Genomic DNA, 15,113 nt, shown 5'->3' with positions numbered 1-15,113 from the left:
GTATTACTATACTACCCTTTCAAAACTCTTACCAAAGTAGAACCAAGTGCAGAAGGGCTGTCAGAGACAGTAATTCCTGCGCTGCGCATGGCATCCATTTTATCGTCTGCACCGCCTTTACCGCCGGAAATGATAGCACCCGCATGGCCCATGCGACGGCCAGGAGGCGCAGTAACACCCGCGATAAAGCCAACAACAGGCTTCTTGATTTTAGACTGTTTCAGGAAGTCAGCAGCCTCTTCTTCTGCTGAACCACCGATTTCACCGATCATGATAATGGATTCAGTTTCATCGTCCTGCAGGAACATCTCCAGACAATCGATGAAGTTAGTTCCATTAACCGGATCGCCACCGATACCGATACAGGTTGACTGACCGAGACCTGCGGCAGTTGTCTGTGCAACGGCTTCGTAGGTCAGTGTACCTGACCGCGAAACGATACCCACATTACCACGACGGTGAATATGACCCGGCATAATACCGATTTTACATTCATCCGGCGTAATGACGCCCGGGCAGTTTGGTCCGATCAAACGAGTGCCGCTATTTTTCAAAGCGCGTTTTACCCGAACCATATCCAGAACCGGGATACCTTCCGTAATACAGACAACCAGTTCGACTTTTGCATCGACGGCTTCCAGAATAGCATCTGCCGCAAACGGAGGCGGCACGTAAATCACACTGGCATTGGCGCCCGTTGTGTGAACAGCCTCTTCCACGGTGTTGAAAATTGGCAGATCAAGATGGCTTTCGCCGCCCTTGCCCGGCGTAACACCACCGACCATTTTAGTTCCGTAAGCAATCGCCTGCTCGGAATGGAAAGTCCCTTGAGAGCCGGTGAAGCCCTGACAAATGACCTTTGTCTCTTTATTGACGAGTACGGCCATTATGCTGCCTCCTTCACTTCTTTAACAATTTTCTCAGCAGCGTCACCCAGATCATCTGCAGAGGTAATCGGCAGACCAGATTCGGCCAGGATTTTCTTACCAAGGTCGACATTCGTGCCTTCAAGGCGAACAACCAGTGGAACGCTCAGCGCAACTTCTTTCGCCGCAGCAACAACACCTTCTGCAATCACGTCACAGCGCATGATACCGCCGAAGATATTGACCAGAATGCCTTCAACATTTTCGTCTTTCAGAATAATCTTGAACGCTTCGGTGACTTTTTCTTTTGTTGCGCCGCCACCAACGTCAAGGAAGTTGGCTGGATCGCCACCATTGAGCTTGATGATATCCATGGTCGCCATCGCAAGACCCGCACCGTTCACCATGCAACCGATGTTGCCGTCAAGCTTGATGTAGTTCAGGTCATACTGGGCAGCTTCAAGTTCTGACGGATCTTCTTCGTCAGGATCGCGCAATTCAGCAATTTCTTTCTGACGGAACAGAGCGTTGTCATCAAAATTCATTTTTGCATCAAGGGCGATGACCTCGCCGGCACCAGTGACAACCAGTGGATTGATTTCCACAAGGCTGGCGTCCGTGTCCATAATCGCATTATACAGGGCCATAATGAATTTAACGGCTGCGCCAACCTGCTTGCCTTCCAACCCGAGGGAGAAAGCAACCTGACGAGCGTGGAACGCCTGAATGCCAGTTGCAGGATCGATGCTGACCATTTTAATTTTTTCAGGTGTTGCTGCTGCAACTTCCTCAATTTCCATGCCGCCTTCAGTGGACGCCATGAAAGTCACGCAATCTTTTGCCCGATCAATAATCGCACCCAGGTAAAGTTCGCGCGCAATATCGCAGCCATCTTCAACATAGACACGTTTAACTTCTTTTCCTTCAGGGCCAGTCTGATGGGTCACCAGCTGCATACCGATCATGGATTTTGCTGTTTCAACAACTTCCTCAAGAGATTTAACAACCTTGACACCGCCGCCAAGGCCGCGGCCGCCAGCGTGGATCTGGGATTTAACAACCCAGACAGGACCGCCGAGTCCCTGCGCTACTGTTTTTGCTTCTTCAGCTGTGTAAGCAACCCCACCTTTTGGCACGGTCACACCGTATTTTGCTAGAAGGCCTTTGGCCTGATATTCATGAATATTCATATTCTACCGCTATTCGCCTGTTTGGATCAGCACTATGCTGGTCGGATATATGATCGAAATTCGACTATAACACTGAAAAAAAGGGGCACAACCAATTTGGCTGCGCCCCTTTTTATTTTCCGTTAGCCGAGGCTTGGGTCAATGCCAATGCAGGCTTCGACAAGTCCTTTCACCGCATCGACTGAATTATCAAACATGGCCTTTTCATCCGCGTTCATTTCAATCTCTACGACACGTTCAATTCCTTCGGCGCCAATGACGGTTGGAACACCGACATACATTCCGTCCAGTCCATATTGACCATCAACATAGGCTGCACAAGGCAGAACGCGTTTTTTGTCTTTCAAATAGGCTTCCGCCATTGTGATTGCACTGGAAGCTGGCGCATAAAAAGCAGAACCGGTTTTCAACAGGGCAACAACTTCTGCGCCGCCATTCCGTGTCCGGTCAACAATCGCGTCGATTTTTTCCTGCGTTGTCCAACCCATTTTAATCAGGTCAGGAACAGGAATACCGGCGACTGTTGAATAGCGTGTCAGTGGAACCATCGTATCGCCGTGGCCACCCAGAACGAAGGCTGTTACGTCTTCGACTGAAACATTAAATTCTTCAGCAAGGAAAAGACGGAAGCGCGCGCTGTCCAAAACGCCGGCCATGCCGACAACTTTGTTGTGTGGCAATCCACATTTTTCGCGCAACACCCAAACCATGGCGTCAAGAGGGTTGGTGATACAGATAACAAAAGCGTTTGGCGCGTATTTTTTGATACCTTCACCAACCGATTGCATAACCTTGATATTTGTTCCCAGAAGATCATCACGGCTCATGCCAGGCTTACGGGCAATACCGGCTGTCACGATACAGACGTCAGCACCTTCGATAGCGCTATAGTCATTTGCACCGGTCATTGTTGCATTGAAACGATCAACAGGAGAAGAAGACGCGATGTCCAGGCTTTTGCCTTGAGGCAGACCATCAACGATGTCAAAAAGGACAACATCGCCCAGCTCCTTGAGACCAGCCAAGTGTGCCAAGGTTCCACCAATGTTTCCGCCGCCAATCAGCGCTATTTTTTTGCGAGCCATTCTATTCTCCGGATATGTTGAGAGGGCTCTGTGCGAAGACACAAAGTCCTCTTTAATTAATTCTTGGGTCGGTCTACCCCGTTTCTTAACCAAGAGCAAGGTCACGAAGGAAAATTCTCACATTTTTTTCGTCATAAGAGGATAAAATCACACTCAGATGGGCGTTCAAACAGATGTAGGTTCGAAATTTTGTAAGAAAAGACCAACAAGAAGATAAAATTTTAGGGTTGCTGGTAAGCTGTTAGTAATACATGCCGGGTATAGTTGGACCTGTAACAGAAAACGACTAACCGGATACACATGAACGCCAAGTCTACTCGAATCGTCAAAAAAGCTGCTCTTTGCAGTGTGGTCTGCATTTCCCTGACCGGGTGTGCGGAAACGATTATTGCCGGACTTACCTTAAGCGAATTACTAACCGCCGGTTCTATTGGCTCTGCCCTGATCACGGGCAAAGGACTGGGGGAACATGCCCTTGATCTTGTGACCGGTCAGGATTGCCGTATTCTAGAAGCAGTATTCCGCGAGGATCGAGCGATTTGCGAGCCGAAAGACTCCGTTGCAACCCAAGGGGACTTTAAAGGACTGGTCGCGTTACTCGACACGCCTGCAGGGCAGGATATCCAGCTGGCCGAAATTCCATACAAGGAAAATCAGTTTCCGGCCATTAACCCCACAGCCGTTAAAAGCGCCGACAGGGTTCTTGCTGCCCTGACCAGAAAATCTGTTACGCTCACCAACCAAACAGTCGCCTATAAACCAAAACCGATGCCCGCATTGACAGCAGCAACGGCGTCTTTTGATTTCAAGCAGCTCAAACAGACCAGCGTTGCGGATGTCGGATCCAATGATTTGCGCAAGCGACTGACAAATGGCGGTGTTTTTTAACCGCCCTTTGCGGCATTCCTCTTTACATCCTCGCAGAAGCTTGCTTTAACGCCATCATGACTTCACACGGCCCCCTTGAAGCATATCGGGCTTTACGCGCCGAGAATGCGATCCAGCACGACCCCATCCAGGAATTGGCAGTTGAAAAACTCCAGACCCTGCATCGTCGCCTGCAATCCTACAATCCGATCACCAGCCCGCATTGGACTGACGTGTTTCGCCTTGGCGCCCGCAAACCGCGAGTGGAACCCCCGCAGGGCATTTATATGTATGGCGATGTGGGACGGGGTAAGTCGATGTTGATGGATTTATTCTTTGACACGGCTCCGGTCACCCAAAAAAGACGCGTACATTTTCACGCCTTTATGCTGGAAGTACATGCCTTTATTCATCAGTGGCGGAAAGATCCAAACCGCAAAGGGGACGATCCGATAGAGCCGCTGGCCCAAAAAATAGCAGATGACGCCTGGCTCCTTTGCTTTGATGAATTTCAAGTCAGTGACGTTGCCGACGCCATGCTCCTTGGACGTTTGTTCGAACTCCTTTTCTCGCATGGTGTCGTTGTCATTGCGACATCAAACAGGGTGCCCGAAGATCTTTACAAAGATGGTCTGAACCGCGATCTGTTTTTACCTTTTATTGACCTGATCAAGGAAGAACTGGATATCCTGCACTTATCAGGCGGGACCGATTATCGTCTGGACCGGCTCTCGAAAAGCCCGGTTTATTTCTCGCCTCTTGGGCCAGAGGCTGACGAAAATCTTAACCGGGTGTTCGACATGTTGACAGAGGGCACCAAACCAGCGCCTCTCACATTAAAAACACAAGGCCGGGAACTCCATGCCCATACGACCGCCCGCGGTGTCGCACGCTTTTCCTTTGAGGAGCTTTGTGCCCGGCCTTTGGGCGCCTCTGATTTCCTGCTTCTTGCAGAAAATTTTCATTCCCTGATCCTCGATAATGTTCCCAAACTCGGGCCCCATAATCGCAATGAGGCAAAGCGGTTCGTTACGTTAGTCGACGTTCTGTATGAAGCCGGCGCAAACCTTGTCCTCTCAGCTGAAGTGGAGGCTGACAATCTCTATGAACAGGGGGATGGGCATTTCGAGTTTGCCAGAACCGTGTCCCGTCTTATGGAAATGCGTTCAGAAGACTATCTTAAGGGCGCAATCACCTGATACGCCCGACGATCAGGGAACCATCTCGTATCATGTTACAGATACGGTCATGACGCAGAAGATCGCTGCCATGCTTCCAGTTCTGTCCCGATCGTCGCATCCGCCAGCGCTTTTCTGTCGGCCTCAGATTTATTCTGCCCCAGCTTGGCTTTCGCCTGCAACTGCGCCACCGGAATATTGAAAGCAACAATTGCGTTCATCATCGCGTTAAGGCGTTTTTCGTCGAACATCCCGACGTCCCACGGGTCGCGGCGATCCCGCTCATTTTCCCGGGTCAGTCCTTCGAGAACAGCTCTTACCCTTTCACGTTCCGTCTCGATAACAGCCTGTCCGCGTGCATGGACCGCCACATAGTTCCAGGTTGGAACATTCATCTTTGTGTCGTAATCCCGGGGGGAGATATACTGATGCGGTCCAGAAAAAATGACGAGTGATGGACGAGTGGCGATGAACCCTGAATGAGGGTTTGCTTTTGCCAGATGTCCGGTAATGGTTCCATATTCGCCAGCCTTGGCATCAAAGCTCACCGGAATATGGCTGGCAAATGGATCTCCCTGATCGTCAACGGTTACAAGGGTGGCAAAACTGGCGTCCGGCAACAAAGAAACAAGGGTCTCAATTGCCGGACTACTGAAATGTTGGGGAACATACATCTTACGAGCTTCCAAATCATGAACAATGACGATCAGATTTAACAGAAGCTGCGGTCATTAACAGTTCCAAAAATCGAAAATGGATAGAGCCACTTTCCTTACCAGTCAGAGAGTTTTTCCACCGACTGGAACGCTGTTGCATCATGTGTTGGAACAATCTTTAAATCGGGATATCGTTTTTTAAGATGATAAAGACCGACAACGCTTTCTGTTAAGGCATCCGTATACTGATCTGCAAGATGCTGCCCTAAAGGGGGACGCATCGCAGGTATCTCGACTGCCTTTGCCGACCAGGAAATGTCTCCGATAAAGAAATAACGCGTCCCATCCCGCAACGTTACGAACATACCAAGGCTTCCAGCGGTGTGGCCGTTCAGCGGAACCAGAACAATCGAACCATCACCATACAGATCGTGAGAGCGTTCAAAATTTTCGTAAGGGACAGCTTCAAACGTAACAAACTTCCAGTTAAGGTCACTTCGATTATACTGATCAGGAAAAAACCCTGCGGCCCCAGTGCCATGTTCTTTCGCCCAGCTCAGCTCATCCTGTGTGACCTGCAACTGCGCGTCCGGGATTTCTGAAATAACCCCTGTATGATCCCAGTGCAGATGGGTGAGCAAGACGAAATCGATCTCGTCCATCTTAACCGGTGATTTTTCGATATGCTGCCGTGCTGTTGGCTCTGGAACGAATGAAAAAAGCAGCCTTTGAAAGCCTGAAAAATGCTTTTCGGACTGTTCTGCAACGTCCGAACCAATGCCCCCTTCAAACAAAAAAGTCCCTTTCGGATGCTTGACCACCATTCCGGAATACAAGGATTTGTGGGTTTTTGTCAGATCCCCCCCGCTAAAGACAAATGCTTCGGGAGACAAATTGTGCCCCGTACTAAAATACCCAAGGCGCACCTCTCCCATCTGCTGCGGGTCAATATTGACGGTCGTTTTTGCAAATGTTGGCGCCGGATAGGCTGAAACGTCAATTTGCCGTGGCCAGAAATGCCAGGTCAAAAGACAGATGAAGGCAATCAGCACCACTGCCAGTGCGAGCAAAATCTTTTTTACCATTGTTAGTCCTTAATTCGTTGCACAAAGGGGAAGAAGCAGGTCTTTCGTTTCCTCTAGGGACCGGGTGTTTTTTTGTGCCCGGCAGATAATGAGGGACCCTTCGATCGCACTCAGTAGAAGTGTTGCGAGGGCGGGTTTATTAGGATGGGAACATTTCAGCTGAACCAAGGCTTCTTCAATTTCATGGTGCCACCTGTCAAAAACATCTTTGCAGGCCGCCGTAATCGGATCAGAACCTGGTGCCATTTCCAGTGTGATTGAACTGACCGGGCACCCTTTTTGAAAACCGGTATTCGTCAATAATGCGCAAAAGGCTTCAACGACAGCGGAGATAAAAGCTTCCGTCGTATCCGCGCCTTGCCGTGCCTCACATAAGATCGACTGCACCGTCTGACCACCCTGCTCAATAGCCGCCAACGCGATCGCCTCTTTTCCACCCGGAAAATGGAAATACAGCGACCCCTTAGGAATTTTCCCATGAGCGGTAATTTGATTGATCCCCATCGCGTGATATCCGCTGGTCTGAATAAGATCCGCAGCGACATCAACAATACGGGCTTTAGTTTGCAATCCTTTAGACATGGCGCCTTCCATAAAATATACAGAACGGTCTATTTATTTTATAGATTGGGTTTTGTCAATGCCTGTTCCGGGCACTTGTTATTTAAGGTCAGAAATCGAGAGGACGCCGTCGAGCCAGTATTTCATAAGTCCCACATATTCTTTAAGCGCCAATTTCCAGAAATAGAAGCCTTCAAAGGAAGGGAGCAAGTCAGTGGGCAAGAAAGAAGCGTGGCGCACACCAACAACGACCGGATCCGGTGCAATCTTGTGCGCACGAAGCAAGGCTCGACTACGTAAAGCATGATGGCCCGTTGTAAGAAGAAGAATTTTAGACGCACCAACCTCGCCGCTCATCTTCACCAGATGCGTCACATGGTCGGTGGTTGACCGTGCGCCCCCCTGATATTTTATCTCAACATCCTGAAACTGCTGCTGTGCGACTGTTTGGATATATTCAATATCTGTTGTTTTCCCGTCCCCATTTCGCGCCGTCCCCGACACTAACAAAGGAACGCCAGATTGACGGGCCAAAGACGCTGCTTTCAAAAAACGGAAATACGATGTTGGGGCAATCGCCTCAGCCCCGATTTGACGATCAGTCTCGGTTCCGTTGGATATGACAGCAATGGCCTGTATTCCCGCTGGTGCTTCGCCATCTGGTATTTCAGAATATAAAACGCCGATTTCGAGCGGCCACAATAATGCTTTTCCCGTTACCGGCAAACTCATCAAAATAAAGCAGCCCAACGTATAGAATAAAAACTTTCTGCGCCCCAAACTGAGCCAGTCAAAAAACGCAAATGGCAGCGCGATCAGAACAAGCCCCGGTAAAGACAAGCCATCCACCAGGAATGTCAAAACGTAATCCATCATACTGCCGCCCCCCCTCTTTTCCTCATAGTGGAAGACTGCGCAGGAACAGGCAACAAAAAAGGCCGCCAGAGGCGACCTTCCTGTATAGATTGATAGAAACCACTAACCGCGGCGCTCAACCATCATTTTTTTGATCTCTGCAATGGCTTTTGCAGGGTTCAATCCTTTAGGACAAGTATTCGCACAATTCATAATCGTATGACAGCGATACAGACGGAACGGATCTTCCAGATTATCCAGACGCTCGCCGGTAAACTCATCCCGGCTGTCCGCTAACCAGCGGTAAGCCTGCAAAAGAATGGCAGGGCCGAGGAACCGATCTGAATTCCACCAGTAACTTGGGCAGGATGTCGAACAACACGCGCACAGAATACACTCGTATAGACCATCCAGCTTTTCCCGGTCTTCCTTCGACTGCAAACGCTCCTGATCAGGAGGTGGTGGTGTCTGGGTCTGCATCCACGGTTTAATAGACGCATATTGCGCATAGAAATTGGTCAGATCCGGCACAAGGTCTTTAACAACAGGCTGATGCGGTAGCGGATAGATATTAATATCGCCATCCACCTCATCCATGCCTTTTGTACAGGCCAGCGTATTCGTACCATTGATATTCATGGCACAGGAGCCACAAATACCCTCACGGCACGAGCGCCGGAATGTTAGCGTCGGATCAATTTCGTTTTTGATCTTGATCAGACCGTCCAAAATCATCGGACCACAGTCATCCAGATCCACATGATAGGTATCGATGCGTGGATTTTCTGTGTCATCTGGTGACCAGCGATACACGTTAAAAGCTTTGGTATTCTTAGCCCCATCCGGTTTCGGATGGGTCTTACCGGTGCCTACGCGTGAATTTTTAGGTAATGTCAATTCAACCATTTTACGTCCCTAATCCTCTTAGTAGACCCGGGCTTTGGGTTTGATATAGTCGATTTCTTCAGTGAGCGTGTAATCATGAACCGGACGGTAATCCAGTTTCACGCCCTCTGCATCGGTATGATAGGTGAGCGTATGCTTCATCCAGTTTTTATCATCCCGATCCGGGAAATCTTCACGAGCATGAGCGCCGCGGCTTTCTTTTCTGTTTTCAGCCGCTGTCATGGAAACCACAGCCTGACGGATCAAGTTATCCAGTTCCAGCGTTTCAACGAGGTCAGAATTCCAGACGAGCGAGCGATCTGTTGTCGCAATATCGGCCATCTGTTTTTCAACATCATTGATTTTTGTTACGCCGGCCTTCAAGGTCTCTCCTGTCCGGAAGACAGCGCAGTCATCCTGCATTACCCGCTGCATTTTATCACGGATCTGTGCCGTAGACTGTCCGCCTTTTGCGTTGCGGAATTTATCCAATCGACCCAAAGCCTCATCACAGGCATCGGCCGCCAACGGTGAATGGGCTTCACCGGACGTCACAACATCTTTTGCACGAAGCGCCGCCGCCCGGCCAAAGACCACAAGGTCAATCAGGGAATTTGAACCCAGGCGGTTTGCACCGTGAACAGACACGCACGCGGCCTCGCCCACAGCCATCAGGCCTGGGACAACGGCATCCGGGTTGCCATCTTTCAAATCAACAACTTCACCATGATAATTGGTTGGAATACCGCCCATATTATAGTGAACCGTAGGGATAACAGGGATTGGCTCTTTATTCACATCAACACCAGCAAAAATGCGGGCACTTTCAGAAATACCCGGCAGGCGTTCTTCGATCATCGCTTTGTCCAAATGATCCAGATGCAGATAAATATGATCTTTACGTCCGCCAACACCGCGGCCTTCCCGGATTTCCATGGTCATTGACCGCGAAACAACATCCCGGCTGGCCAGATCCTTGGCACTTGGGGCATATCGTTCCATGAAACGTTCGCCCTCACCATTGACAAGATATCCGCCTTCACCGCGCACACCCTCTGTAATCAGGCAACCCGCGCCATAGATACCGGTCGGGTGGAATTGTGTGAATTCCATATCCTGCAACGGCAGACCTGCCCGCAGAACCATACCGCCACCGTCACCTGTGCAGGTGTGTGCTGACGTACAGGAGAAATAGGCACGCCCAAAGCCACCCGTTGCCAAGACAACCATATGGGACCGGAAAAGATGCAGGGTTCCGTCCTCAAGGCAAAGACAAAGAACCCCTTTACAGGCGCCATCTTTGTCCATGATGAGGTCCAGCGCGAAATATTCGATGTAAAAATCGGTATCGTATTTCAAAGACTGGCTATAAAGCGTATGCAACATCGCATGACCCGTCCGGTCAGCGGCTGCACATGTCCGCTGTGCGGCAGGGCCTTCACCAAACTGGGTTGTCATACCACCAAAGGCACGCTGATAGATTTTACCTTCTTCCGTCCGGCTGAACGGCATTCCGAACTGTTCCAGTTCCAGAACAGCCGCCGGGGCTTCACGGCACATATATTCAATAGCGTCCTGATCACCCAGCCAGTCAGATCCCTTTACAGTGTCATACATGTGCCACTGCCAGTTATCTTCACCCATATTTCCCAAGGAAGCTGAGATACCACCCTGCGCTGCAACAGTGTGAGACCGGGTCGGGAAAACTTTGGTAATCGCGGCTGTTTTCAGGCCAGCCTGGGCCATGCCCATAGTCGCACGAAGACCGGCGCCACCAGCGCCGACGACGACCACGTCATATTTATGTTCAATAATCGGATAGGCTTCAGACATATACTTTATCCCCCAAACGCCAGCTTTAAAACGGCCAGCGCAGCGGCAAGACCAACAACAGCACAGAAGAAATTGTTCAGCATCAGGCAGACAACTTTTCTAAGCTCACCATGAATATAATCTTCAATGACAACCTGCAGGCCAAGCTTCAAATGATAGAAGGTTGCGCCAATAAGAAGGAGAAGAATAATAGAGGTAAATGGCAGACTGAGAATATAACGAACCCGTTCGTAATCAGCACCAACCAAAGAAATCACGTAAGCCAGTGCGATAACAAAGAGTGGGATCAGCGCAACTGCCGTGACCTTCTGATGCCACCAATGAACGGTTCCTTCCTTGGCGGAGCCAAGATGACGGACATTTTTAAGAGGTGTTCTCATACTCATGGTTACCCTCCTATTCCGTATGCAATGACCCAGGTCAGGACAGTCAAAACAACAGACATCACAATTGCGGCCATACCCGTTTTCCGCATCGTCGGAAGCTCAAAGCCCTTACCGGCATCCCAGAACAAATGGCGAATGCCATTGCAGAGGTGGTAGAACAGAGCCCAGCTAAAGCCGAACAAAACGAGACGCCCGAACCACGAGGAAATAAATCCGTTTACGGTTTCAAAAGCGTCGGGGCCAGCAGCGGCCGCGATCAGCCACCAGGTCAACAGGAGGGTACCCACGCCTAAGGCGACGCCTGTGATGCGGTGGGTAATGGATGTCACCATCGTGATCTGAGGTTTATAAATCCCCAGATGCGGCGATATCGGTCTTTCTACATTCGCCATGGATATCTCTCTAGCAGGGTATACATTGCAGGAACTAAGGCTTTCTTTTTCGCTCGGATTGTAGACTTGGAAACCTTGAAGTCAACCGAACCTTATGTATGCTTCTTTGTTTTATACCGCAAGTGTGGCTTTTGGCAATATCACCCAATAGTCCAAATCAAGAACAATGGCTGCATTTCTTTTCCCATCCGCATCCACATCGGGAAATTCTGCACACGCCAGATCTTTGACCGCGCGTGTTCGAACCCGTAACGCACCTGCATCCATATGTCCCGGAATATCAGCCTTGTCGAGAATTTCACTCCAGGCGTATATCGTATCCCCGGCAAATGTAGGCGCCGTATGGGACCCCCCGTTAATAGCACTGATCAGGACGGCATTTCCCAAACCATTAAAAGTCAGGGCACGAGCCAGACTGATAATATGGCCCCCGTATATAAGCCGCTGGCCAAAACGATCATGCTGCTGAACATGCTGGTTAAAATGAACTTTCGCCGTATTCTGATACAAGCGGGTGGCCATCATATGTTCGGCTTCTTCAATGGTCATACCGTCCACATGATCAATTTTCTCGCCGATCTCATAATCTTCATAAAAATGCGCTGAACCGGAAAGAACAGGATTGAAATCCCGCATATCCAATTCGGCAGGCAGTAATAACTGCGACGGATCCACCACATCAGGCAGGTCCGGCACCACTGGATCGGGGGCCGGGGCCTCTACATTATTTTTACGGACCATTACCCAACGAACATAATCCAGAACCACTTCTCCTACCTGGTTGGTTCCTGTGGAGCGCACGTAAACGACACCCGTTTTACCGTTAGAATTTTCCTTCAGGCCGATGACTTCGGAAACTGTCTGGACACTGTCCCCCGGATAGACCGGGGCCAAAAAGCGCACATCAGCATATCCAAGATTAGCCACTGCATTCAGCGAAACATCCGGAACCGTCTTGCCGAACACAATATGAAAGACAAGAAGATCATCGACCGGCGCCGCCTGAAGTCCGCAATCGATGGCAAAGCTATCCGCTGACTGAAGCGCAAAACGGCTGCCGTACAGTGCCGTATACAGAGAGACATCCCCTTCCGTGATTGTTCTGGGGGTCGCATGTGTCAGAATCTGACCCAGCTTGAAATCTTCAAAATAATTGCCAGGATTTGTTTTGTTGGAGGCCATTTTTCGTATCCTTATTCCGCCATTGCCGCAATTGCATCGGACAGGGCCACTTTGGCTTTGGCAATTTCTACATGCAGGTTTTCAATCAGCTTGCCGTCCACGAGAACAACGCCTTTACCCTCTTTTTCTGCCTCTTCAAAAGCAGCGATCACTTTACGCGCGTGGGCGACTTCTTCTTCAGAGGGGGCAAATACCTCATTGGTTGGGCCTAGCTGTTTGGGATGGATCAATGTTTTACCATCAAAGCCAAGCTCCAAGCCCTGAACACAGGATCCTTTGAAACCTTCTTCATCAGCCAAATCCAGATAAACACCATCCAGAACCGTCAAGCCATAGGCCCGTCCAGCCAGCAAACATAAACCCAATGATGTAATAACAGGCAGCCGCACGGGGGTATGCTGTGCCTGTAAATCCTTCACAAGGTCAGACGTTCCCATGACGAAACAATCAACCCGATCGCTGGAAGAGGCAATTTCTTCGGCTTTCAGAATTCCTAGCGGTGTTTCCATCATGCACCAGATTTTTGTGCTGTCGGGTGCTCCGCTTTCAACCATCAGTTTTTCTAAAGCCTGCACGTGAGCCGCACTTTCAACCTTAGGCAACAAAATAGCATCCGGCCCGGCTTTTGCGGCCGCAATCACATCAGCCTCTCCCCAGGGTGTATCCAGACCGTTCACGCGAATAATGATCTCACGATTGCCGTAACCACCGGCCGCGGCATTACCACATACGATCTCACGGGCTTCCGCCTTTGCGTCTGGGGCAACCGCATCTTCAAGGTCAAGGATCAGTCCGTCGGCCATCAGCCCCTTGGCTTTTTCCTGGGCTCGGGCATTGGAGCCGGGCATATACAATACGGAACGGCGAGGGCGCAGGGTTTTTGACATTTTTTTCTCCGGTGCAAACAGCGTTATTTCTTTTTTGCTGCATCATACCCGGATTTTGCTGCAACGCAACATTGTTGCGAGGAAAGTTCGATTGCCACAATAAAAAAAGCCGCCCCATATGCGAGGCGGCTTTTGATTTTAGTCACTAAGTTGCGGATCAGGCAGCTTTTTTCAAATATTCACGACCAACAAGTTCAGCAATCTGAACGGTGTTGAGGGCGGCCCCTTTTCGCAAATTGTCAGAAACGCACCAAAGATTGATCCCATTTTCCACCGTCGAATCATCGCGGATCCGGGAAATGAAGGTCGCGTAATCACCAACACATTCAACCGGTGTTACATATCCGTTTTCTTCCGGATTATCGACAACCATAATCCCCGGTGATTCCCGTAGAATATCACGGGCTTCATCCGCAGAGAGCTCGTTTTCAAATTCGATATTCACGCTTTCCGCATGCCCGACAAAAGTCGGGACGCGCACACAAGTGGCTGTAAGCTTGATTTTCGGGTCGATGATTTTTTTGGTTTCGACCGTCATTTTCCATTCTTCTTTGGTGTATCTGTCATCCAGAAATACATCAATATGCGGAATCACGTTGAACGCAATCTGCTTGGTAAACGCGGAAGGTGTAGGCTCATCATTGACGAAAATACCTTTCGTCTGACTGAAAAGCTCGTCCATTGCTTCGTTACCGCCGCCCGATGTGGACTGGTAAGTCGAGACAACTACCCGTTTGATTGTCGCTTTATCATGCAAAGGCTTTAGGGCCACAACCAACTGTGCTGTTGAACAGTTTGGATTGGCGATAATGTTTTTCTTTGTATAGCCGGCAACATCCTGCGGGTTCACTTCAGGCACGATCAACGGCACATCCGGATCCATCCGGTAATGAGATGAATTGTCGATAACAATACAGCCCTGTGACGCGGCAATCGGTGCAAATTTTTCGGAAATGGATCCGCCTGCAGAAAACAGGGCAAAATCGGTTCCCGTGAAATCAAAATCTTCCAGTGCCTTCACCGTAAGGGTCTTGTCACCGAAGGAAACCTGTCTCCCGACTGACCGTTTAGAGGCCAATGCGGTTACTTCTGAGACAGGAAATTGACGTTCGTCCAGAATGTTCAGCATTTCGCGGCCCACATTACCTGTGGCGCCTACAACAGCAACTCTATATCCCATGATTTTGATCTCTCATTTGATTCTG

At 49.7% G+C, this 15,113-nt stretch carries 16 protein-coding genes; 2 read left to right on the top strand and 14 right to left on the bottom strand.

Features of this window, described 5'->3' with window-relative positions:
* Positions 1-11 precede the first annotated feature (11 nt).
* From sucD to mdh, 3 genes are all read right to left on the bottom strand, one after another.
* Positions 12-887: a succinate--CoA ligase subunit alpha gene (sucD, locus tag OIR97_RS02670; protein ID WP_169544167.1), complete on the bottom strand. Its 876-nt coding sequence runs from the start codon at positions 885-887 to the stop codon at positions 12-14.
* On the bottom strand, positions 887-2,056 hold the full coding sequence (gene sucC, locus OIR97_RS02665; protein WP_169544166.1) for an ADP-forming succinate--CoA ligase subunit beta: 1,170 nt from the start codon (positions 2,054-2,056) through the stop codon (positions 887-889). Before sucC ends, sucD begins: the two co-directional genes overlap by 1 nt.
* A 122-nt stretch (positions 2,057-2,178) precedes the next feature.
* Positions 2,179-3,141, bottom strand: coding sequence for a malate dehydrogenase (mdh, locus tag OIR97_RS02660; protein WP_169544165.1), 963 nt, complete (start codon positions 3,139-3,141; stop codon positions 2,179-2,181).
* Between the two features lie 300 nt (positions 3,142-3,441).
* On the opposite strand from mdh, the gene OIR97_RS02655 reads away from it, so the two are divergent.
* Positions 3,442-4,029, top strand: coding sequence for a hypothetical protein (locus OIR97_RS02655; protein ID WP_169544164.1), 588 nt, complete (start codon positions 3,442-3,444; stop codon positions 4,027-4,029).
* A gap of 56 nt (positions 4,030-4,085) precedes the next feature.
* Complete coding sequence (gene zapE, locus OIR97_RS02650) at positions 4,086-5,207, top strand: cell division protein ZapE (RefSeq protein WP_169544163.1); 1,122 nt, start codon at positions 4,086-4,088, stop codon at positions 5,205-5,207.
* A gap of 47 nt (positions 5,208-5,254) precedes the next feature.
* On the opposite strand, the gene OIR97_RS02645 is transcribed toward zapE, so the two are convergent.
* From OIR97_RS02645 to OIR97_RS02595, 11 genes are all read right to left on the bottom strand, one after another.
* The gene (locus OIR97_RS02645) at positions 5,255-5,860 is read right to left on the bottom strand and encodes an FMN-binding negative transcriptional regulator (protein WP_169544162.1); all 606 of its coding nucleotides are present in this window, start codon (positions 5,858-5,860) and stop codon (positions 5,255-5,257) included.
* Positions 5,861-5,958: 98 nt separating this feature from the next.
* Positions 5,959-6,927: an MBL fold metallo-hydrolase gene (locus tag OIR97_RS02640; protein WP_169544161.1), complete on the bottom strand. Its 969-nt coding sequence runs from the start codon at positions 6,925-6,927 to the stop codon at positions 5,959-5,961.
* 9 nt (positions 6,928-6,936) lie between these two features.
* Positions 6,937-7,509: a TetR/AcrR family transcriptional regulator gene (locus OIR97_RS02635; protein WP_169544160.1), complete on the bottom strand. Its 573-nt coding sequence runs from the start codon at positions 7,507-7,509 to the stop codon at positions 6,937-6,939.
* Between the two features lie 78 nt (positions 7,510-7,587).
* A complete protein-coding gene (locus tag OIR97_RS02630) occupies positions 7,588-8,364 on the bottom strand; it encodes a YdcF family protein (RefSeq protein WP_169544159.1) in 777 nt (258 codons plus the stop codon).
* 102 nt (positions 8,365-8,466) lie between these two features.
* Positions 8,467-9,249, bottom strand: a complete 783-nt coding sequence (locus OIR97_RS02625) for a succinate dehydrogenase iron-sulfur subunit (protein ID WP_169544158.1) — start codon at positions 9,247-9,249, stop codon at positions 8,467-8,469.
* Positions 9,250-9,267: 18 nt separating this feature from the next.
* Positions 9,268-11,061 carry a succinate dehydrogenase flavoprotein subunit gene (sdhA, locus tag OIR97_RS02620; RefSeq protein ID WP_169544157.1) on the bottom strand — a complete coding sequence of 598 codons (1,794 nt, stop codon included), beginning with the start codon at positions 11,059-11,061 and terminating at the stop codon, positions 9,268-9,270.
* A 5-nt stretch (positions 11,062-11,066) separates the two neighbouring features.
* Positions 11,067-11,447 (bottom strand): succinate dehydrogenase, hydrophobic membrane anchor protein, encoded by a 381-nt coding sequence (gene sdhD / locus OIR97_RS02615; RefSeq protein ID WP_169544156.1) that lies wholly within the window; start codon positions 11,445-11,447, stop codon positions 11,067-11,069.
* A 2-nt stretch (positions 11,448-11,449) separates the two neighbouring features.
* Positions 11,450-11,839, bottom strand: coding sequence for a succinate dehydrogenase, cytochrome b556 subunit (gene sdhC / locus OIR97_RS02610; protein ID WP_169544155.1), 390 nt, complete (start codon positions 11,837-11,839; stop codon positions 11,450-11,452).
* A gap of 111 nt (positions 11,840-11,950) precedes the next feature.
* Positions 11,951-13,021: a MaoC family dehydratase gene (locus OIR97_RS02605; protein WP_169544154.1), complete on the bottom strand. Its 1,071-nt coding sequence runs from the start codon at positions 13,019-13,021 to the stop codon at positions 11,951-11,953.
* Positions 13,022-13,032: 11 nt separating this feature from the next.
* Complete coding sequence (locus tag OIR97_RS02600; RefSeq protein WP_169544153.1) at positions 13,033-13,908, bottom strand: HpcH/HpaI aldolase/citrate lyase family protein; 876 nt, start codon at positions 13,906-13,908, stop codon at positions 13,033-13,035.
* 157 nt (positions 13,909-14,065) lie between these two features.
* Positions 14,066-15,088, bottom strand: a complete 1,023-nt coding sequence (locus OIR97_RS02595) for an aspartate-semialdehyde dehydrogenase (RefSeq protein ID WP_169544152.1) — start codon at positions 15,086-15,088, stop codon at positions 14,066-14,068.
* Positions 15,089-15,113: the final 25 nt, after the last annotated feature.

This window comes from Sneathiella aquimaris (assembly GCF_026409565.1).
Taxonomy (GTDB): Bacteria; Pseudomonadota; Alphaproteobacteria; order Sneathiellales; family Sneathiellaceae; genus Sneathiella; species Sneathiella aquimaris.
Note: the sequence above shows the minus strand (reverse complement) of the source record. Positions and strands in the feature narration are given on the sequence as shown.

Bases quoted from the DNA above. Each gene is read 5' to 3' on its own strand.
- sucD (WP_169544167.1), bottom strand. From the start codon at position 887: ATGGCCGTACTCGTCAATAAAGAGACAAAGGTCATTTGTCAGGGCTTC.
- sucC (WP_169544166.1), bottom strand. From the start codon at position 2,056: ATGAATATTCATGAATATCAGGCCAAAGGCCTTCTAGCAAAATACGGT.
- mdh (WP_169544165.1), bottom strand. From the start codon at position 3,141: ATGGCTCGCAAAAAAATAGCGCTGATTGGCGGCGGAAACATTGGTGGA.
- OIR97_RS02655 (WP_169544164.1), top strand. From the start codon at position 3,442: ATGAACGCCAAGTCTACTCGAATCGTCAAAAAAGCTGCTCTTTGCAGT.
- zapE (WP_169544163.1), top strand. From the start codon at position 4,086: ATGACTTCACACGGCCCCCTTGAAGCATATCGGGCTTTACGCGCCGAG.
- OIR97_RS02645 (WP_169544162.1), bottom strand. From the start codon at position 5,860: ATGTATGTTCCCCAACATTTCAGTAGTCCGGCAATTGAGACCCTTGTT.
- OIR97_RS02640 (WP_169544161.1), bottom strand. From the start codon at position 6,927: ATGGTAAAAAAGATTTTGCTCGCACTGGCAGTGGTGCTGATTGCCTTC.
- OIR97_RS02635 (WP_169544160.1), bottom strand. From the start codon at position 7,509: ATGTCTAAAGGATTGCAAACTAAAGCCCGTATTGTTGATGTCGCTGCG.
- OIR97_RS02630 (WP_169544159.1), bottom strand. From the start codon at position 8,364: ATGATGGATTACGTTTTGACATTCCTGGTGGATGGCTTGTCTTTACCG.
- OIR97_RS02625 (WP_169544158.1), bottom strand. From the start codon at position 9,249: ATGGTTGAATTGACATTACCTAAAAATTCACGCGTAGGCACCGGTAAG.
- sdhA (WP_169544157.1), bottom strand. From the start codon at position 11,061: ATGTCTGAAGCCTATCCGATTATTGAACATAAATATGACGTGGTCGTC.
- sdhD (WP_169544156.1), bottom strand. From the start codon at position 11,447: ATGAGTATGAGAACACCTCTTAAAAATGTCCGTCATCTTGGCTCCGCC.
- sdhC (WP_169544155.1), bottom strand. From the start codon at position 11,839: ATGGCGAATGTAGAAAGACCGATATCGCCGCATCTGGGGATTTATAAA.
- OIR97_RS02605 (WP_169544154.1), bottom strand. From the start codon at position 13,021: ATGGCCTCCAACAAAACAAATCCTGGCAATTATTTTGAAGATTTCAAG.
- OIR97_RS02600 (WP_169544153.1), bottom strand. From the start codon at position 13,908: ATGTCAAAAACCCTGCGCCCTCGCCGTTCCGTATTGTATATGCCCGGC.
- OIR97_RS02595 (WP_169544152.1), bottom strand. From the start codon at position 15,088: ATGGGATATAGAGTTGCTGTTGTAGGCGCCACAGGTAATGTGGGCCGC.